The sequence below is a fragment of the Alteromonas sp. R7 genome (assembly GCF_055755235.1).
Window position 1 is genome coordinate 1 of record NZ_JBVTQX010000017.1, and the last position, 23343, is coordinate 23343.

A 23343-nucleotide genomic window follows, 5' to 3' on the forward strand; every position below is an offset into this window, starting at 1 on the left:
TGTGCGCTTAGGTCTTTGATTACTTGAAGTTGTCATAAAGAAGTCCTCTTTATGTCAACGTATTTTAGGACGGGACATAAGGGCAAAAAAAAGCCTCCCAAAGGGAGGCTTTTTTGCTAAAACCACATATTAGATACTAATACCGCGGTTCTTCGCTTTTTCCTTGATATAAGGTTCCCACGCTGCAGCGTTGCGGCGTAGAGAGCGATCTTTCTTAGCTTCTTTTACGTGCTTGTAAGCAGACTTGAAGTTACCTGCGTAGAAGTTCGCTTCCATTAACGTGAAGTGAATCTTCTCAGGGTCTTCAGCACCACGCTCTAGAGCATTCTCTAGTGCTTTAATAGCGCCTTTGTAGTCTTCCGCTACAAGTAAAAGTGTACCTTGCTTACGATAATGCTCAGGGTCTGAACTCTTAGCAGCAGCTTGTGCATACAAGTCGGCAGCTGTTTTGAAGTTCTTTGCCTGGTGATAAGCATTAGCTACGTTTGCTAACATATCGGCATCATTTTTTAGCAAGCCTTCTTTCACGTGCTTTTCAAGCAACTTGGCCGCCTTGTAAGGCATACCGTTACTTTGATAAAGCTGAGCAAGCGTCTTTATTTCTGACTCTTTCTCTAGATAGCCCTGCATATAAGCAAGTTCTAGCGTTGAAAGACCTTTCTTATAGTCTTCAACTAAGATGTAGAAAAAGCCAAGACGTGACCACCAAGTTTTTTCCTGAGGGAAAGTTCTAACAAGATCTTCCGCCACAGCAACCGTTTCAGGGTACATCTTACGCTCGTAGTAAGAAGTTAGCTTTAATACATACGGGTTTTTGTTTGGCTCTTCATACAAAGCAATCGCTTTGTCTGCTGGCTCAACCATCTTCGCTAGTTGCTTAGATTCAAAGTAAGCCTGTGCCAAACGCGTATATACGTCTGCGTCTTCTTTACACGTGAAGTCCATCCACTTGTTATACCATTTAATGGCATCAGTGTACTTCTCTTCCTGCATGCTCAAATCACCTAGTAATTTAAGTGTTTGAGAGTGTTCAAGGTCGTTTAGAACTTTTGGTTCAACTGATTCAACCAAATACCCTAAAGCTTTACCACCTTGACCTTCTTGCGCAGCAAGTAAGTTACCAATAAAACGCTTTACGTAAGCTCTATCGAAATCGTCAGATGCGTCGATTTCGTAAAGTACGTTTAGTGCTTCATTAACTTGGTCTTCATTGTAGAACTCAAAAGCTTTCTGAACTTTTTTACCGGTACGCTCACCTACAAGCGTTGTTTTTCCTTTCTCATATCCAGGACAAACAACAGGTGCTGACTGCGCTAGGGCAGCGGGTGCTGAAAGCACCGCACCTGCGCCTAGCACTAAAGCAACGGCTGACATTTTGAATGTACGTTTCATCATGATCATTGCTCCAGTTTAAAGTCTAGCTGTACGAACATGCCAGGTTGCTTAACTGGCTTGCCATCAACGATCTTAGGCTTGTATTTCCACTTACGTAGAGCACGACGTGCTTCACGGTCGAATACGCGCTTAGGTTCAGCTTCGATAACTTCGATATCTTCAACACCACCAACTTCGTTGATAGTGAAAGACAGTCTTACCCAACCTTCACGGCCGTCACGGGCTGCATCAGGCGGATATTTCGGGTCGATACGAACGATAGGTGTTGCTTCACCATCACGCTGCATTGCACCAACACCACCGATGTTTACACCAACACCACCTGTGTCGATAGCTGGAATAGCTAAGCTAAAGCCATCTGCATCAGGTTCCGCTGTTTCCGGCTCTACTTGCTCCATTTTAGGAGGCTGTGGAGGCGGAGGTGGCGGTGGTGGTGGAACACGAGTACGCGTCTGCGTCTGGTCGTCTGGTTCCTGCATTACAATATCGATAACCGGTGCAGGCGGTACTTCGTCTGCTGGTCTAGATGAATTTTCAATCAACTTGGCCATTAGAACGAAAAGGGCAAATGCAACACCAGCACCTAAAAGTATAGATACAATTATACGTAACATCTTATCCCCTTGCCGCTACCGAGACTCGGTTAACGCCAGCGGCTTTAACCTGATCCATAATCTCAACTACTAAACCATGCTTCGCTTTTACGTCAGCTTGAATGATTACGTAGTCAGTAGGCTGCTCGGTAAGCAGTCTTTCAATATTCGCTCTTACGCTGTCCGGCGCAACTTCACGCTTATCTAGCCATACATTTCCGTCTTCAGTTACGGCGATGAAAATGTTTGCATTTTTGTGAAGAATCGCCTGGCTCGCATCTGGCTTGTTGACTTCGATCCCTGCTTCTTTAACGAAAACAGTGGTAACGATAAAGAAGATCAGCATGATAAACACGATATCCAACATGGGCGTCATGTCGATCTGTGCATCTTCTTCCTCGGTTCTGACTTTTCGAGCCATAATCTCTCTCTCTAATGATGTGGCAGGCTATCAACTAGCCCTTCTCTTGCCAGCTTCACTTTCGCTTCAAGACGTGAACTGATGAACAGTCCAGATAGCGCGGCTACCATTCCCGCCATTGTCGGGATCGTTGCCATAGAGATACCAGCTGCCATTAGACGAGCGTTGCTGGTGCCCTGTGTTGCCATTGTCTCGAAAACACTGATCATACCGGTTACTGTTCCAAGTAGACCGATTAGTGGACACATTGCAATAATGGTTCTGATAATCAGCATTCTAGCGTTAAGATCGTCTGACGCTTGAGAAATCCACGCGTCACGGATTCTATGCGCATACCATGATGTGGTATCTGCTCGGGCATCCCAATTCGCGATGATGTTTTTCTTCACCTTTGGGAAGACCGAGGTTAAATACCAGTAACGCTCAATCATTAAAACCCACATGAGAAAGAGCGCGGCAGCAACGAAGTATAGTACGTCACCGCCGGTAGCGATAAAGTCCCTGACCGATTCGAATAATCCAATCAGGTAATTCATATTACGCTTTCTCCGACTCTGAGTGAGCAGCTACGATACCCGCAGTTTGCTCATCAAGAATGTGGATGATTGACTTGCTACGAGAAGCTACGATGCTGTGAGTAAGGATTAGAGGCAGAGCCGCGATAATACCTTGAGCAGTAGTTACAAGAGCCATAGAGATACTTCCTGCCATCATACGTGGGTCACCTGTACCGAATAGTGTGATGGTTTGGAATGTCTCGATCATACCTAGTACTGTACCTAGTAGACCTAGTAGAGGAGCAATCGCTGCGAAGATCTTGATAACGTTGATGCCGCTTTCAATTTTTGGAAGCTCGCGAAGAATCGCTTCATCAAGTTTAAGCTCAAGGTTTTCTGCATCAGCAGTCTTGTTCTCTTGGTAAACTTTAAGGATACGACCTAGTGGGTTACCTTCTGAAGGATTGTTTACGTTCTTAAGCTGTGAACGCATTTTTCCACCAGTGATCGTTAGTGTGATCATTTTGTAGATACCAATTAGTAGGCCAATCGCAAGCATAATTGTGATTGTGTAACCAACTGGACCACCAGCATGATAACGCTCAGACATTGTCGCTTTTTGCTTCAATAGACCAAGGATTGCACCTTGAGAAGGGTCAGCAAAGAAAGGAACAAAACCAGAACTAGCGCCGATTAGTTCGTCAGCAGAAGCTACAAAGTGACCATCTGGTTGACGACCAAGAGGCTGAACAACTTCAGCTTCAGCGTCATACGCTAGGTAACCAGCTTCACCAACAAGGTTGAAAGTACCAACACGAACAACTTCTTGCTGTGAAGAACCGCCGTCAAGGTTAACAACTTCTGTAGTGAATTTAACTACTTCACCGCCTTCAGTCATTTCTTTCTGAAGAGCAAACCATAGGTCTTCAAGTTCTTTAATGTTTGGAAGACCTTTAGAGTCTTCTGACATTTCAGCAAGGAACTGACCACGGCCAGGGAATTGTGCACTTACGATTGATGTAGAGATACGGCCGTAAGCTTCAGAAGATGCTTGACGTACCACACCGAACATTTCACCAAGTGTACCTGTAGCTTGGTCTAGCTCAGCAGCTTTCTCGTTTAATGTAACTTCGTTGTCTGAGAATTGCTTCTGTAGACGGTCACCACGAGCTTGTTCAGCTTTAAGATCTGCTTGTGCTTTGCGAAGAAGTGCTTGCTTGTCAGCACGTGCTGATTGGAACTCAGCTTCGCGTTGCTTATCTAGGCGAGCTTCAGAAACGCGGTTCTGTTGAACCTGGTCTAGAAGGTCTTTCAGGCTCTTTGCTTCCTGAGCCTGCGCTCCGGTTGCTGCAACTGCAACTGTCGCAGCGGCTAAAAGAGATTTGAATACTGGTTTCATTAACAATTACTCCGCTGCGCTAATTGGTAGTTTAATCAGATCCGCAGGAATGACGTTGTTAGCCATTTTAACTGCGTCAACAACTGAAGACAGATACTCGTCACCCAGTTTTTCCCATGCGCGGCTTTCGTTGTTCCATACCCATGCGTGAGTTTGGTCTAGAGAAAGTGCAACTAGCGCCGTACGACCTAGGTTAAAGAAGTCAACAGTAACTTCTGTGCCTGCGTCGTCGATAGTACCTTGGTAAGAGTTGATCTTAGTACCGTATTCAACTTCTACTAGATAAGCTTCTAGTACCTGACGGAACTGTTCTGAAACAGTTACGTTAGAGTTAGCCATAAGGTCGCGAAGACGCTCAACACGCTGTAGACGCTCGTCTAAGTGAATTGGACGGTCTAGCTTGATGAACTGCTCTAGGCTGTCGATCATGCGGAACATAAGAGGAACGATGCCCTGCTTAGTTTGTTCGATGCTGTCGATCTGACGTTGTAATGAATCGATACCGCGTTGCTGGTCTGCAACTAGGCTTGCGATGTAATCGTTGTAGATTTTAAGGTTTTCTGTCTCATCTACTGTTTGACGATACTCAACAAGTAGTTCTTGAGACTGTTCAAACAACGTATTGATTTTTTCTTGAGATTTCGCTGCAGCCGCGTGGATTTTCGCTTCTTCTTTATGAAGATCTTCAAGCGTATCTGCAGAGACTGCGCTACCTGTTAGTGCGAATGCACCCATAACAGTAGAAGCAATAAGAGTTCTCTTGCTCATTTTGGACATAGTTCCCAACCAAATTTCTTATTTGAATCCTCGCCGATAGGAAAATATTCGGGCAAGGGGCGTATAAAACTTTCACAATTTTGTTTCAGGAATGTAGCACTGACGTCAATGTTCAGTACTACGAACGTAGTATACTCACATGGAATGTTACGTTTAGTCAAGTAACTCCCTGTTTACACTTTACAGAAACACTGCTATCTGCCGGTTTTACAATCACTTTTCAGCGAAGTAACAACTCAGAGCAATTGTAAACGTCCGTATATTCCTTAATCGATTAATGTAAACTTTTACTTATCTCGCTGTCGCTCTAGCAGAATACAGTTTGTTAAGTTGCTTTAAACCAACCTGTTAGCGCATAACGCGGCTGCTGTGCGAAGGGAGTAACATAGCTCACGCTGTGAATATGTTTAACGTCAAAGAGACTTAATGTATTGAATTCTGGCGCCCAACTTTCAGTGGTCGTACCATCCTCTTCGTAAAATTGTAACAAGCCTCCCCAGTCTGGATGCCATTGTGGTGCCAAATTAACCACATAAGCAAGGCGGCGTTGTTCTCGTTCAACTACATCTTGATGGCGAGTAAGAAATTGGCCTGGTGTATAGCGGGTTGCTTGAACACTTGCTGTACAAATATCATCGAAGCCACTGAGTTCTCTCGCCCATTGAAGTACTGCTTCACTATTAATCCAGTCGTAAAACTTACTCATCTGGGCAATCCGTTCTGTTGACGTTACTAGATGTCGCCCGTACACAAAGCCAATACCTTTAGCCGCATTTGACATTACTTCTGTATTCACTGCTTGTTTTGCTTGGTTATCCATTGCTTTCCAGGCGCTTTGTGAAATTGACTCGTAGCGACCACCGCGTACCAACGCCATCTCAAATGGCACGTCGTTGGTTAAGCTCAATAAGAGCTTTTCTGCATACTCCTGGGTAAGGAAACTTTTTACTCGCACTTTTCTTTCTTTGTCGAAAGCGGCTTTTATATCAGCCTGATACAACTGACTATTCATACCATCAATCATTGATTTTCCTGTTTTATTTAATCTATACGCATTTCTTACGAAGCGTTTTTTCTTGTATTGGCGTTGGATTGTACAACACAATTTGATATTAATGACGTCATAGTCTCATAGAAATAAAATCAAGAACAATACAATGGCAAAACCGACTTACAGTCATACCGTAGGTGACAAACCGATATGGGTATTCGATAACTTATGCTCAAAAGATGAAGCAACTTCCGTGTTCAAGGGTCTTGAAGCAAGCGCATTCCGTCTTAACGAAGTCGCACGGCCAGATACAGCAGAATATAAACACTGGGCCGTAGGGTTAAGCGAACCACAGATAGCAGGTTTACCCGTTTATCAACGGGCCATGGCACAAATCGCTGAAATAACAGGGAAAAAATATCGAGCTTATCGAGGGTACGTCAATTATGCGTCCTATGGCGATATGTTGTTTACTCATACCGACTGCCTACCAGAAGCAGACGAGTTGACTGTACTCGTGTACATTTGCCCGCAGTGGGATATTGAATGGGGGGGAGAGACACTTTTTTATAACGAACACGACGACTGTGTTTTTGCTAGTACGCCCAAGCCCGGCCGAACGGTGATATTTCACGGTGCCATAAAACATGTTGGTCGCCCGCCGAATAGAATTTGCTACACGCCACGTTATACACTCGCCTTTAAGCTTGAGCCGGCTACCTAAAATACACAACATTTCTGAAGATATGAGGTGCTTTTCCTCTCAATGTATTTCCGCATTATGTTACGACAAGGGTTAACGCTAGCGTAATGCGTGACATCCGGCTGTTTCTGGCTCGCATCGACGCTTTTTAATTTGGCACAATGTCAAAAGCTATAGTCATTCTCTGGCTTTCAGTTTCAATGGGATTGGTTCCGTGCCATAGGTACGAGGGAAAGAAAACAACGGTGCCGGCCTCAGGCTTAATCGCATAATCTTCATCCATAGCAACGCCGTTTATATCAGGGCGCCCAAAGCATAGCCATCCATTGCCCCCTTGATTAACTTCTTCAGGAACGTCTACATAAAGAACTCCACTCAACCAGCCCTCAGAATGATAATGAGATTTGTGAAATCCCGACCGACGAAGGCGTACAGACCAACTTCCTATAAAATTAAGATTATCACTTAACCTAGAAAGAAAGGGGTGTTTCTTCTCGGTTTTCAAACTGCCTATAAATTCCTGTGCCCTTTCTTCTAGCACTCTTCTTAACGTTTGCAGTAATTGATGTTTGCTATCTAACAAATTTTCAAACGTCTGCGATCCGTTTCTTAAAGATTGTCCAATCGGATGCCTTTCGTCATTGTGTAAGGTAGAAAGGTGGTCCTTCAGTTCCTGCACAAAGCTAATATTTGCTGCGCTGTCTGTCAGAAGCTCAGTTGCGTGGACAAAACACTGATAATCACACAGATTTTTGTATTTGTTACTATTGCCGTTCGCTTTATACGCTGTAGAAAGCAGTGTCCAGTATCCTTGATTGAGGGGAGCCATACGACAAACCTTTTCAAATACTACAATAGCGTCTTTGTACTTTCTTAAGCTTAATAGCGCATATCCTTTCTCGACGAGAAGTGCAACTGTGTTGCCTTGTGCCGCTTTTAATTTGCTTTCACTTAAAGTTAGTGCTGCTTCAAATTCGCCTGAGTCTCTAAGTGCACTACTTAAATGAGCGGTTGCAGCGACGCTAATACTCTTGTCTGTGTGGCCTATCAACTTTTCAAGCCAATAACGCGCTTTTGATGGTTCGCCAATACGTAACATCAACTCACAATATACGAGTACAAGCTCCGCACTTTCGTCAGACAATTGTTCTTCGAAAAAAGCGAATGGCGAAGAAACGTTCTTTATCCATGCGAAATGGGCATATTCTTTGTTCAATTCGCTATTGGTGGGGAAACGCGACAGCCCTTTTTGGTACACCGCTAATGATGAATCAGTATCACCATTGAGCCCCATAACCGCAGCTAAGTTCTGATAAATTAATGGTGTATCGGCATTGGCTTGAACAGCATGTGTTAACGCTAGCTCGTAATTGCGAATTGCTTCAACGAGCTTTCCCTGCCCGCGCTTCAGGTTACCTAAATTATTCAAAGCAGTAACATTGCGATTATCAATATTAAGCGCTGAAACCAAATGGGCTTCAGCAATTTCTATGTTGCCGAGTTCAACCTGAATAGCGGCTAGTAAGATAAGTAATGAAACATGATTCGAACGAGCCTCAACTAGTTGCTTTCCTAATTGTAAGGCCTCACGGTATTTCTTTTCAGCATAGAGGGATCTTGTAAGGTTATATTTATAATCGAAGGACTCAGCATTTATGCTGCTCGCCTTTCTAAAAAGCTGTGAAGCCTTTACTGCATTTCCACTCTCTAGAAGAAAGTTTCCATAACTATTCATCAGATCAGTCGATGAAGGAAACTTTTTCAACCCTTTTTCAAAAACTTTTGCCGCTTTTTTGTGCTCTGCCAGTTTGCGTAAGGACCCACCGTACAATTGAACGACAACAGGGTCTACATTAACAAGCGCAGGCGATGCTTCTATAGCGTCAATAACGTTTGAAAAGTTGCCTTGCCTAAATGCATTAATAAGCTGGGGAATAATAATATTTGGCTGGCCTTGCATTATATTAGTAAAACCTCTTGTCCAACACTGCAAGCGCACCAAAATGTGCGGACCAATTAGCATATTCGCGCATCAGCATTTGTATGTCTTGCTTTTCTACTTCGGTTAAATGAGGGTTCCAGATATCGATAATCAACACCGCTCGTGCTGCGTCAGCTGGATTTTCTGCACTATGCACAAAACTATCGTCAAATAGTAAAGCTTCTGTTTTGGCACTCCACGTTCTTTTCTCACCGGCGACATCTAAATAAGCGTTGTCGTTAACAACAAGTGGGATATGAAGTGTCCACTTTATATTCGAGATACCGTAATGTGGAGGAATATAGGCTTTTGGCTTTAATACCGAAATGACGACTTCAGGTGCGTGGGTCGGACAGTGTGCTAACAAAGGCGAATTAAACAAGGATATGAGGTCATGCGGAAGACGCTTAGCGTGCTCCGTAAAGTGTCCTCCTTTCATCAAATGCATGGAAGACCAATTTTCACTCAGTTTTTTCCAATCATCTGACTTTGGCACCTCTCCTATCTCATGAACATAGTTATCATTTGCATATTTTACACAAGACAGAAAGACTTCCTTAGATGAAGAGAGCTTATCAACCAAATCTTGAAGCCCCTCTACCTCGCTAGTTTCAGAAAATGGCGACGAAGGCAAATCAGGTATAAAAAGGAAACTTGGTTTTTGTGCTTCGTGTTGATAAACCTTTCTTTCAACGCCACACAACATATTCACCGCCTGCTTTATTCTGGATGTGCTCCCTATGTGATGGCAAGCATTGTACAGTGCCCTACGAGACAAGTTAGCCGCATTATGAATATGGGTGGCCCTGAACTTTGAAAGAGGCTCTTCATCTTTTGGAGATAAAAATTCGGGGTATTGCTTGAACAAAGACGCGTAGGCCGAAAGTGCTGAATCATACTCAGCTTTCTCAACCATTGTCGTAATGCTTTCAATTAATTGAGTGATGTGATTATTATTGTTATTCATATAAAAATGGGAAGTGTTTCGCTTCCCATACTAGCCTTACAAAGTTTTGAATTACTGGTCGCCACCACCAGTTTCATTTCGCCCCTGCATACGAGTCCAGGCTTCACGACCTGCTTCGCGCATTTGCTCGCGTTCTTCTACTGAGTAACAAACCCGTTGCATACGGTTTGAACCAATCTTTTTCTCAATTTTGCAGACCATGCCGTCGTCTTCAGCATTGGCATCAGCTTTCGCATACTGAGAACTTTGATTACTGGTTGAACCACATGCACCTAGCGTTAGAGCAAGGCTTGATGCAAGAATTATTTGTGTTACTTTTTTCATCCGTGTTATCCCTTAGTATAAGTACCGTAAACCAAGTTACCATAAATGGTTGTACATTCTCTAATCCATTTTGTAACTAACCATTTATTTTCTGAAATAGATGGCGCACCAGCATGATAGCTGTTTAACAATAGTTTACCATGATCGTCCGTGTTAGGAAAAACAACCATATTTCCGATTGTTGGCGCTATGCTAATGTCAAGCTTTGGGAAAAGGGTTTCCCCCCCCTCTTTGACCGTATTTAAGTAAATAAGCGCAGTCTTAATGCGCTGTTTGCCATCTTTAAACATTAACGCATCGTTTTTTTCGTTTAATCCGTCATAGTGAGGTTTGTACTGCTGGCCCGGTTCATACCTCAATATATTCAATGCCTCACCATTACATCTTTGTGTGTTCGTTACCTGTGATATTACTTTGTCTAGCTTGCGGGTAATCCAGTCGCAATGGTTAGGTGCTATTATCGCTACATAACTTGTTCTAACACTATCAATCCTACCCTCTCCCGTTAAAGGATCTACAACCATTGAAGGTTGCAGCAGTGCGCTAAACTTCGTGATCAGATAGTGACATTCGTATTCAGATAGTATGCCTTCGTACACTTCAATAGGTAAGGACTCATCTAACACTTTTGAAGGTTTAAATTCTCTGCCAAGCGATTCAGACAATTCTTCAATGATTTGCTGGTGAAAGTCTTTTTCAATCTCACCTTGCGCCGGTGAAGCCAGATTAAGCTGTTTACTGATATTAGGTGCTAGGTGATATACCTTGTCTGCAATGTAGGAAAAAGTTGCGCTTTTTACCGATAGATAGGATAACGCGACTAAGTAAGCCTCAATAACACCTTCGTTGCCAAGTGTAAGTAGCGTCTTAGCAACTTCACTAGTACTCGTTGTCACTTCACCAAAATAGCCAATCTGCAACTTGTGGAACTGAACCACGGGGTTGTCTGCACAACTTACACCGTTTAAGAACTCCACTGATTCAGCTGGGTTCTCCCCTGACTTAAAATAGGCATAGTCTAGTGCAGCATTAAGATCTCCCAAGCTACCTGCCTTCTTTAGCCATCTCATCGCCTCATCGGAATTGCCCGATGAATGGGCTTCGTTAGCATTCTTGATGCATTGTTCTATATTCATTTCCTGTTGTCCACACAGCAAAAAAGCCTCCGAAGAGGCTTTTTCTTAGTTCATTCTACACTTCTATTAGAAGGTCACGTTTACGCGTGAGTAGAAGAATTGTCCAGGAATTTCATACATAGACGGGTCGAAGCTGTTAGCAAACGTCGAGTAAGAAACTTCTGGGTCAGTATCGAACAAGTTGTTCACACCTACAGTAATACGAAGGTTATCATTAACAGCATAGCCTAGTGAAACATCGTGGTAAGCCATTGCTTCTAGCTCGTTAAAGCTATTGCCTTCTTCTGCAGCTGGGTCAACTGGATCACTACATAGCTGCTGATCAAGTTCACCGCCGTCGATTTGACATAGCTCAGTCGTGTTACCGATGTAACGCATTAACCAGTTAGCTGTCCAATCATCGTAGTTCCAAGTAAGTGACAAGTTAGTACGTAGACGTGGAACAACGTCACGGTCACCCGCTTGACCTGCATCGTTGAAGGTCTCTGAAGTACCGCTTACTGGGTCAACAACAATTAGTGAACGCTCATCGATGTATGTACCATCCCAGTTCACACGGAAATCACCATATTCAGTTTCGAAGTTGTACGCTACGTTGTAATCGAAACCAGAAGTCGTTTGACCACCTAGGTTAATTTGACCGTTGAATAGGTCAACAACGTTACCGCCTGAACCACGAGTAATTAGTGAACAAAGAGTCTCACCAGTCTCAGCACACGCGTTAAGGATAGTTTGCGCACCTACTGAAGATACTGCGTTGTCAACTTCGATATCAAACACGTCAAACGTGATTGATAGGCCTTCAACTGCTTCTGGAGAGTATACGAAACCGTATGTGAAGCTCTCAGCTTCCTCAGCTTGTAGATTCGCGTTACCACCAGTTGTTATACGAATCTGTGAGTTAGGCTGCTGATAACTAGCTGGGATTCCCGCACAACCAGGTAGGTTAGGGTTAGCCGCTGCGCCGCCGTTACATGGATCCGTTAGTGGTGGGAATGCATCGCTGTTACCGCTGAACAATTCAGTTAGTGATGGAGCACGGAATGCTTCTGACCAAGTACCACGTACTAATAGGTCATCGTTGATGCGCCACTTAAGACCAACTTTAGAGTTAGTAGTGTCACCGAAGTTGCTGTAGTCAGAGTAACGAGTAGCAAGTTCTAGGTCTAGTTGCTCTACGCCAGGCATATCTGAAAGTAGAGGAACTGCAAGCTCTAGGTAAGCTTCTTCAACGCTGAAAGCACCTGAGGTAGGCAGACGCGCGTTACCAGAAGTGATACCCGCAGCGATGATTGCATCAGGCTGGTCGTAACCTGACTGCCAGCGCTTCTCGTAACCCGCAGCGAATGCTAGGTAACCCGCTGGAAGTTCCATTACTTCACCAGAGATGTTTGCAGAGTAGCTCTCAAGCGATGAATTAAGTTCGTCTTGCGCAGTAAAGGTGATGTAATCAAGCATCTCTTGCGTGATTGAACCTTCACCGATAACTTCAGGTGCACCGCCAAACAGATTTAATGGAACACAATCGCCAGTACAGTTTGCTGGGTCGCCAATTGCACGTGCAACGCGGTCCATGTTTAACAGACCTTCAGTTGACGTGTTCTGCGTGATGTCTGCATAAGTGTAGTTAACATCCCAGAAGAATTCACGGTCAGCAAATTCAAATACACCGTCAAAACCACCGTTGAACTGGAACTGGTCAACGTTTTGCTTAAAGCTACGGAAGCCCGCTTCCATCATACGACGACCGAACAGGAACATCTCGCGCGCATTCGGGTCAGCGTCTAGTACGTCTTGGTCAGTTGTAACGTCAAAATCGTAAGGGCTAAACGGGTTATCGGCTGATAATGTGAAGCCAGTATCACCAAACGCTGTACCAATAAATAGCGGAGTAGGCGCAAGAGCCTGCTCTGACTTACGGTTGCCGTAGAAGCCCGTTACGTTAACAGAAACGTTGTCCGTAAGCTCGTAACGTGCCTGAGTATAAATATTTGTACGTTCTTGTGGCGTAGAAAGATAGTTAAACGGCGCGAAGTTGAAGCGGCTTGTAGGCTCAACCCATGGCTCTAAACCACCGTTACCGTCACCCTGCTGGCTGAACGCATTGCCATCTTGGTCAAAAGTAAAGAAACGACCTTGAGGAGGAGCAGATGAACCACCAAAACCTTCAGGAGTACCAAACGTAGGCACTGCAGAGATTTCACGGTCGCCCGCTAGTGTAGGCTCTTCTTCAACGTAAGAGATGTTGAAGTAAACGTTACCCTTGTCGTTAGCTGTACCGAAACCGATGTCCCACTGCTCTTTATTACCGTCGCCTTCATCCCACTGACCAACATAGCCAGACGCTTGAACGCCTTCGAAATCTTGGCGAGTAATAATGTTTACAACACCTGCAATCGCATCAGAACCGTATACCGCTGATGCACCATCTTTAAGTACTTCAATACGCTCGATGATTGCAGCAGGAATGTTGTTAAGGTCAACAGAACCGCCGTTGTTATTGTTGGTGTTGATAGCAGAACCTGCAGAAGGAATTGCTTGAAGAACGTCACCGATTGACGTAACACCAAATTTTTCGATGTCAACACGTGACATTACTGTAACTGGGTTTGCACCTTCAATGTCGGTACGACGGATACGAGAACCCGTTACTTCGATTTTTTCTACTGCGTCCGCTGCTTCTTCGGTTTCCTGTGCGTTAACTGCGCCTGTGAAGCCGATAGTTGATGCTGCACCGAATGCGCACGCTAACTTCACTGACTTAGCCAGCTTAGAGTTTGTAAACATGTATTGTCTCCCTGGACCACTAAAACTCTTAGTGTGTGTTTCTTAAATCGTTTATATAACGAATTATTATTAGTAAGGTCAAAGCCTCACTTTGATAATAACCACATCCTAAGCGAGCGGTCAACTGGGATCAGACGGGTGTTCCGTAAAAGTTCAATTTTTTTTTGTCTTTTCGCCTTTTTCCGTAAATATTAACTTACATTTAACATTCGCAGTGCAAAAAACGAACTGACAGTTTATTTTTTCTGCTCCCCTTAATTGGGGCAAGGGATACAACTAAAGTATCACCTCACCCCTGCCATAAATGTTGATTAAGTCTACTCTCTAGAACGAGTAGTTCACGCTGAAACGAACGTATCTAGGAGTTTGCCACGCAGTTGGCAGACCGTAATTCGGGTTTACGTCAGGATTTGTTGGATCAGCTGAGCCCTCATCATCATATATTTCATTAACTTCTGTAACGCGGTCGTTGTTAAGAAGGTTGAAAATATCCGCTCTAACAACTAGCTTCTGCTCGTCACCTATATCTATATTGTAAGAAGCAGATACGTCGATAGAATAATAACTGCTGGTGCGGCCACGAGAACCACGAGGTGCTGGCTCACCACCGGCGAAGAATGATTCTGAATCATAAGCTTGAGCAAAAATATCTGTAGGATGATAGCCAAACGCATTGATTGGACGGCCAGTCCAGAATTGAAGGTTGGCACCAAGGGTTAGATCTTCAGTCACCGCATAAGCACCGTACAACTTCACTTGGTGACGTCTGTCGTTTGGCAAATCACCATAGGCGTTATCAAGCAGACCTGGTTGGTCAAATAAGGTTGTTAAACCTGCATCATCCTGACCGTTATCTGAGCGTACATAGCCTTCGTTGTTACCCCAGCTATGTGACCACGTGTACGCCGCGTTCAGCATCCATACTCCGTCCCAAGCTCGTTGCCACATAAAGTCTACCGCTGCATATTTACGAATTGAATCAGGGTAGCCCAAATCTTCGGCTGATAGGTCCATGTAAACTAACTCACCTTCAGCACCTGGCAGCTCGGTAGTACCAATACGCATATCAGAATTAGGGTTTGTAAGTACATACTGATGAAACCCATCCCAGATATCAGATACGTCGCCGTAGCCATTCGCTGCGGCCCACTCTATAACCGCCGCATCAATTGCCATATCCTCTATAGTGGTAGAAAGTTCTCGATATGTACCTTGAATTGACATGCTCCATTCATCGTTCAATTGGAATTGGTAACCCGCGATAAATTCATCCGAGTACATTGAATCCAAGTTTTGATCCACAATTTCATCTGGTGATTTCGCGGTACCGTCAGCAAATACATCATCAGGCTGAGTTTTAGCGCCCGTCAGATTAGGGATCCCCAAGGCTTCATCAGCAAAACCTTCAAACGCGTAGTACTCTTGTGTGTAAGTTTCAGCGCCTGCTAGACGAATATTCGTGTTTGCAGCAATAGGTAAATAGTATCTGCCGTAGCTCGCCCATGCTTTTGTCTCGCCATCACCAAACACGTCCCATACTGCTCCAAGACGAAGTGCCCACTGATTGTCGAGTTTAGCGAAAGACTCACCGTCCGCATTGAAGTTTTCGAATGTATCGTTACGAATACCGGCGTTAATGACCAAGGTGTCAGTAACCTGCCATTGGTCTTGAACATAAAAAGCAAAGTTTTCAGAGTCGAACTGACCACCGACGTTATAATCGCGATAACGAACTTGGTAAATTTCCTCGTTAGCTAGATCGCTGTCATCAACATAGTATAGATAGTATGCACCGCCTGAGTTTATGGTATTGCTGTTTGAAGTAAGCTTCTCATAATCAACACCAAATCGTACTGAGTGATCGCCTGCGTACCAATCAGCATCCAATCGAATAACTTCACGTTCATCATCGCCTTGCTCTGCCGTAAAGTTAGCCCATGTATTTGTTGGAACGAACGCTGCCGTGCTGTCATAGCGGTAATAAACAACCGGGTTGCCATCTAACTCGCTTCGCACGGTTCTGTCTTGTTTGTTAATGCCATACTGAGCAGAGATTGAGAAATCATCATTAATGATGCTTGTCCATTTGGCCGTGTAGTTTAGCCCACCTTCATCTTCGTAACCTACACGACCGTCAGTGAATTCACCGCCGTCAACAGAGTCATAAGTCGTGATTTCTGTTGAACGTTCATCAGAAAATGCAGTAATTTCAAGAATATTATTTTCTGTAACGTACCAGTCTAATTTGGCAACCCAAAATGCATCATCATCTTTTTCAAAAAAGCCGTTTTGTGATACGCCGCTACTGGTGTTTGTTTGGTCACTTACGTAATTATTTTCAGCTGAACGAGGGTTAAATAGTGCATAGAAGAACAACTTGTCTTCTATTAGTGCACCGCTCGCCCAGACATTGACATCCCACTCGTCTATTTCATCTCGCGTATTGTCGATGCGATACAAATTGTTTTTGTTATTACGAGACGAATCACGCTGTTCACGTAGTGCATCTGGTTCCCAGTAAAAGTTGGCACCCGCTTTGAATTCGTTAGTACCACTTTTGGTTTTAGCGTTGATAACACCGCCTGTTACACGTCCAAACTCAGCTGAATAACCACCCGTTTTTACTTCAAACGTTTCGTACATATCAAACGGTGGCTCACTTGAACCCACGCCAGTACGGAAGTTAGTGATGTTTAATCCGTTAATGTAGTAACCATTTTCGCCCACAGACGCACCGCCAATTGAAGGCAAATCTCCAAATGCTGAGTCACCCTGAGTAGTACCTGGTGCTAATAGCGCTACAGAAGTCAGGTTACGTGGGACCGGTACTCTATCGAGTGTAACGCTATCTACAATAATACCCGTGCTTGAACTTGTTACATCAACCATCGCAATCGTAGTACCAGTCACTTCAATACGCTCTACGTCATCGCTGGCAAGACGCATATCTAGATTTGTTTTGCCGCTAATGCCAACTTTTACAGATTCTTGAATGGTAGTGCGAAATCCATTCTTTTCGGCGGTAACTTTGTAGTTACCAGCAGGAAGTAATGGAAAGCGGAAGTTTCCTGACTCATCACTTTGTACAGAACGTGTTAGACCCGTATCTAAGTTTTCGATGGTAACGGTAACATTTGCAAGGCTGCTGCCATTTATTTGAACAGATGTTCCTTGAATAGAGCCATTGGTGTTATTTGCTAAAGCTGGTGCAGTTGCACCAATTGACAGTGCAACCGCTAATGCAACTGCACTTCTCTTGATTTGATACATGTACGTATTCCCTGGTTAGTCTCGATTTAGTATTAAGCTTTTATGAAAAATCAATTAAGCCAACCTAAATCTTTGTATTTATTAAAGATAATAAATATTATCCAAAAGGATAATTGACTATGCAGAGCGGAGCGATCAACTCATTTGAGGACAAATTGCGACGAAACGATTCTTTTGAGCGATTACCCGTAGAACCCTCCAAAAATTTCGATAAACTACTAATATAAATAAACTTTTTCGCATATTAATATTTACTGTAGATAAAAACCTAACTGCTTTCTCACAGATTCGGGTAACTCAGGCAACGCACTTTTAGGCAATAAAAATGTTGCCATATTAAAAAAGTCTAAATAGATACGATTAGATTCAGTAGTTTTCTTCAGATAATGGTGCCCAGAAGACCCTCCGGTCCCAATCTTAGTACCCAGCATACGCTGAACCATCATTGCATGACGGTAGCGCCAGATAGTGAGTTGTTCGTCTATTTCAGTTAATGCTGTAATCAGTTGAAACGGAAGATTAAAGATAGGCTCTTCTGAATACTGTTTTATAAATAGCGCAGATAATAGCGCCTTATGATTTAGCCGGAACTTATCTTCACCTCGAAGCTTTTCGAATTTTGCTTCATCAAACAGGGCGTCGAAGTTTTCCTTAGTGGCTTGAAGGTCTTTAAGTTCCTGGCGTTTTTCAGTCTCCGACAACATATCACTGGTAGAAACGGTGTGATGGTCATCTTTCAACATCTCGTCAGCTGCATTTTTATAGTATTGCCAAAAATCGAACCCCTCTGTTTTTAATAGCGGCATTCTAGCTAGCCAATTATCGACCAGCTCAAACAAACTCGGTTTGCTCTCGAGACTCTCTAGTAGCGCTCTATCTTTATCGTTCAGTCGGTTATAAAAGCTTTGCTTATCAAAATCGATTCTAAAATCGCGTTTTAAACCAAGAGAAATTTCTAAACGTTTAAACTGAATACTTTGGAAACCAGACGCAGGTACAAGGTAATCTCGAAATGACAAAAACTGCTGTGGCGTCATGGTTTCCATAATAGCAATTTGGTCATTCATTAATTTTTGTATTTGTATGACTCGCTGGAGCCTATGTACAACGAGAGTTAGCTGCTGATCTTTTACCGTTTCTTGATTAAAGGTATCAATAACGGCATTAAGTTCGTGAAGAACCTGTTTAAACCAGAGTTCGTAGACTTGATGTACGATGATAAATAGCATCTCTTCGTGCGCAGCATCACCGTATTTTTCACTCTGCAATTCTTGTGCGCCCAATACTTTGTCTAAATGTAAGTAATCGCCGTAATAGCAAGGCTCTATATTCTTTTTCATTTTAGTGCTGCCTTAATACTGGTTTTGACCGGGTAATTCTATCACCGTCACCTCGACATACCCAGAATACAAGCTATATATTATAAGGTTACATAGCTTAGGGTAACGTCGTTACGCGATGGGCGTAAACGAATGTATCCATTTCAAGCTTGAAGGGTTTGTATAAGCTAAAGATGCTTTTAAGCTAGATGCTTCTTGTGTAATTTATTGCTCGCATACTATTCAAACCGCTAAAGCAAGATGCTTCCAAAAATTATAAGGGGAACCAAGGTGAAACTAGATGACGACATCCATAACTATTATGAACACCTGGTTTTAGAAAGAATCAGTAAGCTGGGGCTCGATACCACGAAAAGTCCTGATTACTTAGCAGACTTGTGCTGTCTTGCCTTAAATCAGGTTCCACCACGTTATATCCGCTACGAAGTAGACATGGCGTTTTACCTGCCTCAGAGCGAACGAAATCAAATGGAAATGAATGTTGAGCATGCTATCAGCAAAGCGCTCAAGTACTTAGATGAAATAGAAAAGACTAAAAAAGAAGACGAATAAGGAATTTGGGTGGCGGGCCTCCAGCCACATCCCGGCACATGAGTCGTCTGCTGCGGCTGCTCCCTTCCAGGCCTGACCGGGTTCACAGAGTATCATTGCGGGAGGACCAAAAGCCCACCATAGAAAATCGCATTCAAAGCAAAGTCATTCCCCCCTGCTTGAGTGCGGGGCGCATTATGACTATTTGGTTGAGAGTTTTCAACCCTTTAAAGAAAATCTCTCTTCGGCAATAAGGTTGGCAACGCGGTTTGTCGCCGCCCCTTCTTGCTCTGCACGGGTATAAATTTCTTTTAGCGTTTCGCCGATTTGCTCAATATGTGCGCGAAGCGCTTCATTAGAACTCGATTCCATACGCTGATGGAAGATGTCGATAACGCCACCCGCGTTGATCACGTAATCTGGCGCATACAGAATGCCGCGTTGTTGAAGCAATTCACCAATATCTTCACGTGCAAGCTGGTTATTTGCAGCGCCTGCAATTACTTTGGCTTTGATTTCAGGCAATGACAGATCGTTAATGGCTGCACCCAACGCACATGGCGCTAACACATCCACATCTAAGCTCAGTATTTCTTCCGGCGCTACAGCTGTCGCACCAAATTCAGATACTGCTTTTTCAACACCTTCAGGATAGATATCCGCAACATAAAGCTTGGCACCGTGCTCATGCAAATGCTTTGCAAGACGGTAGCCAACGTGCCCCATACCTTGTATAGCAACACTGACGCCATCAAGGCTGCGCTTCAAGCCGTACTCTACCGTCGCCTTCAATCCCACAAACACACCGTATGCTGTAGATGGAGCCGGGTTTCCGTCAGGTACTTCGCCCGCATAGTGGTATTTAGCATTAACACCAGCGATGTAATCCGACTCGGTTGCCATAGTTTGCAAGTCCGTTACTGAAATACCAGAGTCTTCAGCAGTGAAATACTTTCCGCCCAATGATTCAACAAACTTGCCCATTGCCTTCATCATTTCTGGCGATTTAGCCTTACGAGGGTCGCCGATGATCACAGATTTACCGCCGCCAAGCTCCAAGTTAGCCATGGCTGCTTTATACGTCATCCCCTTTGACAGTCTCAACACATCGGTCAATGCCTCACCACTATTTACGTAGGGCCACATGCGACAACCGCCAAGTGCTGGCCCCAGATTGGTATTGTGTACAGCAATAATGGCGCTCAAGCCCGCCTTCTCGTCATGATAAAACGCAACGTGTTCGTGATTATTGAACTCTGGGTGATCAAAAACTGACATATTTCTCCTGTTAATACTGTGATGAATTAAAGCCTACCCAAGGTCTAGCTGTCACGAAAACGAAACGCCGCTCATTTGGGATGATGTGAGAGTCTGAAGATGATTTGCGGTACACTTATCGGCCTCGCAAAGATCAGCAACATTTTGCCAAGTGTATCCGATTGTTTTGAGGACAGGCCTTGCAAAGTTTGTTAATGAAATTTACAAACTGAAACGCAATAGAATTGATTACAATTTTTCTAGGACAGCTATCCTAGAATTTTTTTTGATATATAATAAACATCATAAAAACGACGGAAACAGTGTTAATGAAATTGGATAAATTTGACCGTGAGATTTTGCGCGTACTTCAGCAAGACGCCACGGTGTCGATGGCAGATTTAAGCCAGCGTGTAGGATTGTCGCACACTCCGTGCTGGAGACGTGTCAAGCGAATGGAAGCCGACGGCATCATTCTTGGTAAAGTCACATTGCTAAACAGCAAAAAACTGAATTTAGGTGTGTCGGTCTTTATCTATGTCACATTGAAAAACCATGACGGTGACTCGCTAACCGATTTTGAAAATGCCGTACAAAACATCGATGAAATCGTGGAGTGTCATACCACCAGCGGTGAAAAAGACTATTTACTAAAAGTGATAGTGGAAAGTATTGAAGAGTACGAATTCTTACTTAAAACGAAATTAACTCACCTGCCTCTTGTCGATCATTTAAGCTCAACCTTCGCCTTAAAGCAGGTGAAAAACACCACCGAGCTACCGATTAAACGCCAATAACTCAAAAAATGGGGTCAGAGTACATTTCTACTCTCCCCCGTCAGTCTAAGTGGCGTCTATTTGATTTTCGGGCTTAGCCCGCTCAAAAGCATCTAACTCGTTACAGTTCTTCGCTATCTTACTAATTAAAGGGTAGCGACTCATATCAACGTTAAAACGTTGCGCATTATACACCTGGGGTACTAAGCAAATATCAGCCAGCGTAACATCGAAATCAAAGCAGAACTTTCCAGCTTGGGTCTGAAGACGCTTTTCAATGCCGTCGAACCCCAGCGTTATCCAGTGGGATGCCCACTTCGCCACATCATCTTGTGACGCCTCAAAATTCCCTTTTAGCGCATTCAGTACACGTAGATTACCCAAAGGCTGAATATCACACGCGATATCTTGTGCTAGCGCTCTGACTCTGGCTCTCTCTGTTCGATGTTCAGGAACCAGCTGGTGTTCGCCTTCATACCGTTCATCAAGATATTCGATGATTGATAGCGATTGATTCAGAATAATATCTTCGTCTTCGTCAACCAAAGTAGGGACAAGGTGCGCAGGATTGAGACGCGTATATTCGCTACTGTGCTGCTCGCCACCGTTGTTTACAAGATGGACAGGTACATACTCGTACTCAACCCCTTTCAAATTCAGCGCAATCCGCACGCGGTAAGAGGCGGTCGAACGCCAATAGCCGTAAAGTTTTATACTCATGGTACTACCACACCTATTAAACGTTTTTGGTAGGAGTACAGGGCTTTGATGAATCTAAACGCTCTACTCCCTCTTATAATTATAGTGGGGAAAACAACAACGTGCCTACTGAGTAAACCGCGTTATTACCCCACACTACTTTTCATTTTAAAATTTTAGCTAAGCGGCTTAACTTGCTGTTCAATGGCGCCAAAAACAGAGTGGCCTTCTTTATCTAGCATTTCTATGCGAATACGATCGCCAAACTGCATGAAAGGAGTAGAAGGTTTGCCGTCTCGAATAGTCTCAATCATGCGCACTTCTGCAATACATGAATAACCCACACCGCCTTCAGCGATGGCAGAGCCATGATCTGTACCCTGTTTATTAGACACTGTACCCGAGCCGATGATAGCACCTGCACCTAGGTTTCTGCTCTTGGCGGCATGCGCGACTAGCTGACCAAAATCAAACGTCATGTCCTGACCCGCTTCAGGCTTACCGAATAGTTCACCATTGTAGGTTGAACGCAAAGGCAAGTGCACTTTGCTATCTTTCCACGCATCACCTAATTCATCTGGTGTTACAGCAACCGGAGAAAAGCTAGACGCAGGTTTTGATTGGAAGAAGCCAAACCCCTTCGCCAATTCGCCTGGGATTAACCCTCTAAGTGACACGTCGTTAACTAACATAATAAGTCGAATGCGCTCTGAAGCTTGTTCAGGCGTACACGCCATAGGAACATCATCGGTAACAACAGCGACTTCACCTTCAAAATCGATTCCCCAATCATCACTTGGAAGTATGATGTCATCCTCGGGTCCAATAAAGTCATCGGAACCACCTTGATACATCAATGGGTCAGTCCAAAAGCTTTCCGGCATTTCTGCATTACGCGCCTTTCGCACCAATTCCACATGGTTCACGTAAGCACTTCCATCAGCCCATTGGTAAGCTCTAGGCAGAGGCGACTCACAGCGAGATGCGTCAAACGGCACGCTGTCACACGCATTGTCATTTAGCGCTTGGTATTTCATCTGTAGCTGAGGGGCAATCTCTTTCCAATTATCCAGTGCGTCTTGCATCGTTTTCGCAATGTCCTGTGCACTGCATGCTCGAGAAAGGTCCTTCGACACTACCATTAGGCAGCCATCTCGGGTTTCATTCTTATAGGTTGCTAGTTTCATTGTTCTTTCCTCGAAAAATTATTCATCAGCTTGGCGCTCTTGTCTTTTATTAATACGTTCTGAATAAAAGACCTATATCTTTTTACGCGGCAGCATCACACACAATTCCATGATTATAGTTATGCCACTAGTTGGTGTGCGTTGAGAAGTGATCTGTTGACGAAGTTTTATTTGGCTGTAAGAAAGGATGTACGCTAGTAAGCCTCTGTTGAGCAGGTATAGCGCTGCCCGCTTGCTCCGTGGACGATGTAAATTTATCGTAACAGATGAATTAATATTGCTCTGAGGCACAAAAACGCATTAACGATATAA

General features: G+C 43.9%; 20 protein-coding genes and 1 other RNA gene. 3 read left to right on the forward strand and 18 right to left on the reverse strand.

The features are described from left to right. Positions 1-129: 129 nt before the first annotated feature. From AC0J2X_RS19320 to AC0J2X_RS19350, 7 genes are all read right to left on the reverse strand, one after another. A complete protein-coding gene (locus AC0J2X_RS19320) occupies positions 130-1395 on the reverse strand; it encodes a tetratricopeptide repeat protein (RefSeq protein ID WP_081333971.1) in 1266 nt (421 codons plus the stop codon). A 2-nt stretch (positions 1396-1397) separates the two neighbouring features. Further along, the gene (locus tag AC0J2X_RS19325; protein ID WP_014948704.1) at positions 1398-2009 is read right to left on the reverse strand and encodes an energy transducer TonB; all 612 of its coding nucleotides are present in this window, start codon (positions 2007-2009) and stop codon (positions 1398-1400) included. Position 2010: 1 nt separating this feature from the next. Further along, positions 2011-2409 (reverse strand): ExbD/TolR family protein, encoded by a 399-nt coding sequence (locus AC0J2X_RS19330; protein WP_012517737.1) that lies wholly within the window; start codon positions 2407-2409, stop codon positions 2011-2013. Between the two features lie 11 nt (positions 2410-2420). Next, complete coding sequence (locus tag AC0J2X_RS19335) at positions 2421-2945, reverse strand: MotA/TolQ/ExbB proton channel family protein (RefSeq protein ID WP_012517736.1); 525 nt, start codon at positions 2943-2945, stop codon at positions 2421-2423. Between the two features lies 1 nt (position 2946). Further along, complete coding sequence (locus AC0J2X_RS19340; RefSeq protein ID WP_014975938.1) at positions 2947-4305, reverse strand: MotA/TolQ/ExbB proton channel family protein; 1359 nt, start codon at positions 4303-4305, stop codon at positions 2947-2949. A gap of 6 nt (positions 4306-4311) precedes the next feature. Further along, positions 4312-5073, reverse strand: a complete 762-nt coding sequence (locus AC0J2X_RS19345) for a DUF3450 domain-containing protein (protein WP_014948702.1) — start codon at positions 5071-5073, stop codon at positions 4312-4314. A gap of 334 nt (positions 5074-5407) precedes the next feature. Then, positions 5408-6106 (reverse strand): 2OG-Fe(II) oxygenase, encoded by a 699-nt coding sequence (locus tag AC0J2X_RS19350; RefSeq protein ID WP_239245482.1) that lies wholly within the window; start codon positions 6104-6106, stop codon positions 5408-5410. A gap of 133 nt (positions 6107-6239) precedes the next feature. Between AC0J2X_RS19350 and AC0J2X_RS19355 the strand changes: the two genes are divergently transcribed. Further along, positions 6240-6797 carry a 2OG-Fe(II) oxygenase gene (locus AC0J2X_RS19355; protein ID WP_239245479.1) on the forward strand — a complete coding sequence of 186 codons (558 nt, stop codon included), beginning with the start codon at positions 6240-6242 and terminating at the stop codon, positions 6795-6797. Positions 6798-6924: 127 nt separating this feature from the next. Here the strand turns inward: AC0J2X_RS19355 and AC0J2X_RS19360 are convergent, their stop codons facing one another. From AC0J2X_RS19360 to AC0J2X_RS19390, 7 genes are all read right to left on the reverse strand, one after another. Beyond that, entirely contained in the window at positions 6925-8736 is a 1812-nt protein-coding gene (locus AC0J2X_RS19360) for a putative 2OG-Fe(II) oxygenase (protein ID WP_239245476.1), read from the reverse strand. Positions 8737-8740: 4 nt separating this feature from the next. Continuing rightward, on the reverse strand, positions 8741-9724 hold the full coding sequence (locus AC0J2X_RS19365) for an aspartyl/asparaginyl beta-hydroxylase domain-containing protein (protein ID WP_472996348.1): 984 nt from the start codon (positions 9722-9724) through the stop codon (positions 8741-8743). Positions 9725-9775: 51 nt separating this feature from the next. After that, positions 9776-10048, reverse strand: coding sequence for a hypothetical protein (locus AC0J2X_RS19370; RefSeq protein ID WP_120960342.1), 273 nt, complete (start codon positions 10046-10048; stop codon positions 9776-9778). A 5-nt stretch (positions 10049-10053) separates the two neighbouring features. Continuing rightward, positions 10054-11184 (reverse strand): prolyl hydroxylase family protein, encoded by a 1131-nt coding sequence (locus AC0J2X_RS19375; RefSeq protein ID WP_239245470.1) that lies wholly within the window; start codon positions 11182-11184, stop codon positions 10054-10056. 66 nt (positions 11185-11250) lie between these two features. Beyond that, positions 11251-13971: a TonB-dependent receptor domain-containing protein gene (locus AC0J2X_RS19380; protein ID WP_472996350.1), complete on the reverse strand. Its 2721-nt coding sequence runs from the start codon at positions 13969-13971 to the stop codon at positions 11251-11253. A gap of 324 nt (positions 13972-14295) precedes the next feature. Further along, on the reverse strand, positions 14296-17241 hold the full coding sequence (locus tag AC0J2X_RS19385; RefSeq protein WP_239245464.1) for a TonB-dependent receptor: 2946 nt from the start codon (positions 17239-17241) through the stop codon (positions 14296-14298). Between the two features lie 251 nt (positions 17242-17492). Then, on the reverse strand, positions 17493-18581 hold the full coding sequence (locus tag AC0J2X_RS19390; RefSeq protein ID WP_239245461.1) for a tryptophan 2,3-dioxygenase family protein: 1089 nt from the start codon (positions 18579-18581) through the stop codon (positions 17493-17495). Positions 18582-18851: 270 nt separating this feature from the next. On the opposite strand from AC0J2X_RS19390, the gene AC0J2X_RS19395 reads away from it, so the two are divergent. Then, on the forward strand, positions 18852-19133 hold the full coding sequence (locus tag AC0J2X_RS19395) for a late competence development ComFB family protein (protein WP_014948691.1): 282 nt from the start codon (positions 18852-18854) through the stop codon (positions 19131-19133). Positions 19134-19148: 15 nt separating this feature from the next. Here AC0J2X_RS19395 and ffs read toward each other — a convergent pair. Then, an RNA gene (ffs, locus tag AC0J2X_RS19400) (signal recognition particle sRNA small type) lies at positions 19149-19245 on the reverse strand. 86 nt (positions 19246-19331) lie between these two features. Continuing rightward, the gene (locus AC0J2X_RS19405) at positions 19332-20390 is read right to left on the reverse strand and encodes a Glu/Leu/Phe/Val dehydrogenase dimerization domain-containing protein (protein WP_014948690.1); all 1059 of its coding nucleotides are present in this window, start codon (positions 20388-20390) and stop codon (positions 19332-19334) included. 308 nt (positions 20391-20698) lie between these two features. Here AC0J2X_RS19405 and AC0J2X_RS19410 point away from each other — a divergent pair, with 308 nt between their 5' ends. After that, the gene (locus tag AC0J2X_RS19410; RefSeq protein ID WP_014948689.1) at positions 20699-21166 is read left to right on the forward strand and encodes an Lrp/AsnC family transcriptional regulator; all 468 of its coding nucleotides are present in this window, start codon (positions 20699-20701) and stop codon (positions 21164-21166) included. Positions 21167-21211: 45 nt separating this feature from the next. Here AC0J2X_RS19410 and maiA read toward each other — a convergent pair whose 3' ends face one another. Continuing rightward, positions 21212-21865, reverse strand: a complete 654-nt coding sequence (maiA, locus tag AC0J2X_RS19415) for a maleylacetoacetate isomerase (RefSeq protein WP_014975930.1) — start codon at positions 21863-21865, stop codon at positions 21212-21214. Positions 21866-22020: 155 nt separating this feature from the next. Further along, positions 22021-23031, reverse strand: coding sequence for a fumarylacetoacetate hydrolase family protein (locus AC0J2X_RS19420; RefSeq protein ID WP_014948687.1), 1011 nt, complete (start codon positions 23029-23031; stop codon positions 22021-22023). Between the last annotated feature and the right edge of the window lie 312 nt (positions 23032-23343).

What these genes read in the sequence shown, in the direction of transcription:
- AC0J2X_RS19320 (WP_081333971.1), bottom strand. Translation starts at nt 1,395, where the DNA reads ATGATGAAACGTACATTCAAAATGTCAGCCGTTGCTTTAGTGCTAGGC.
- AC0J2X_RS19325 (WP_014948704.1), bottom strand. Translation starts at nt 2,009, where the DNA reads ATGTTACGTATAATTGTATCTATACTTTTAGGTGCTGGTGTTGCATTT.
- AC0J2X_RS19330 (WP_012517737.1), bottom strand. Translation starts at nt 2,409, where the DNA reads ATGGCTCGAAAAGTCAGAACCGAGGAAGAAGATGCACAGATCGACATG.
- AC0J2X_RS19335 (WP_012517736.1), bottom strand. Translation starts at nt 2,945, where the DNA reads ATGAATTACCTGATTGGATTATTCGAATCGGTCAGGGACTTTATCGCT.
- AC0J2X_RS19340 (WP_014975938.1), bottom strand. Translation starts at nt 4,305, where the DNA reads ATGAAACCAGTATTCAAATCTCTTTTAGCCGCTGCGACAGTTGCAGTT.
- AC0J2X_RS19345 (WP_014948702.1), bottom strand. Translation starts at nt 5,073, where the DNA reads ATGAGCAAGAGAACTCTTATTGCTTCTACTGTTATGGGTGCATTCGCA.
- AC0J2X_RS19350 (WP_239245482.1), bottom strand. Translation starts at nt 6,106, where the DNA reads ATGATTGATGGTATGAATAGTCAGTTGTATCAGGCTGATATAAAAGCC.
- AC0J2X_RS19355 (WP_239245479.1), top strand. Translation starts at nt 6,240, where the DNA reads ATGGCAAAACCGACTTACAGTCATACCGTAGGTGACAAACCGATATGG.
- AC0J2X_RS19360 (WP_239245476.1), bottom strand. Translation starts at nt 8,736, where the DNA reads ATGCAAGGCCAGCCAAATATTATTATTCCCCAGCTTATTAATGCATTT.
- AC0J2X_RS19365 (WP_472996348.1), bottom strand. Translation starts at nt 9,724, where the DNA reads ATGAATAACAATAATAATCACATCACTCAATTAATTGAAAGCATTACG.
- AC0J2X_RS19370 (WP_120960342.1), bottom strand. Translation starts at nt 10,048, where the DNA reads ATGAAAAAAGTAACACAAATAATTCTTGCATCAAGCCTTGCTCTAACG.
- AC0J2X_RS19375 (WP_239245470.1), bottom strand. Translation starts at nt 11,184, where the DNA reads ATGAATATAGAACAATGCATCAAGAATGCTAACGAAGCCCATTCATCG.
- AC0J2X_RS19380 (WP_472996350.1), bottom strand. Translation starts at nt 13,971, where the DNA reads ATGTTTACAAACTCTAAGCTGGCTAAGTCAGTGAAGTTAGCGTGCGCA.
- AC0J2X_RS19385 (WP_239245464.1), bottom strand. Translation starts at nt 17,241, where the DNA reads ATGTATCAAATCAAGAGAAGTGCAGTTGCATTAGCGGTTGCACTGTCA.
- AC0J2X_RS19390 (WP_239245461.1), bottom strand. Translation starts at nt 18,581, where the DNA reads ATGAAAAAGAATATAGAGCCTTGCTATTACGGCGATTACTTACATTTA.
- AC0J2X_RS19405 (WP_014948690.1), bottom strand. Translation starts at nt 20,390, where the DNA reads ATGTCAGTTTTTGATCACCCAGAGTTCAATAATCACGAACACGTTGCG.
- AC0J2X_RS19410 (WP_014948689.1), top strand. Translation starts at nt 20,699, where the DNA reads ATGAAATTGGATAAATTTGACCGTGAGATTTTGCGCGTACTTCAGCAA.
- maiA (WP_014975930.1), bottom strand. Translation starts at nt 21,865, where the DNA reads ATGAGTATAAAACTTTACGGCTATTGGCGTTCGACCGCCTCTTACCGC.
- AC0J2X_RS19420 (WP_014948687.1), bottom strand. Translation starts at nt 23,031, where the DNA reads ATGAAACTAGCAACCTATAAGAATGAAACCCGAGATGGCTGCCTAATG.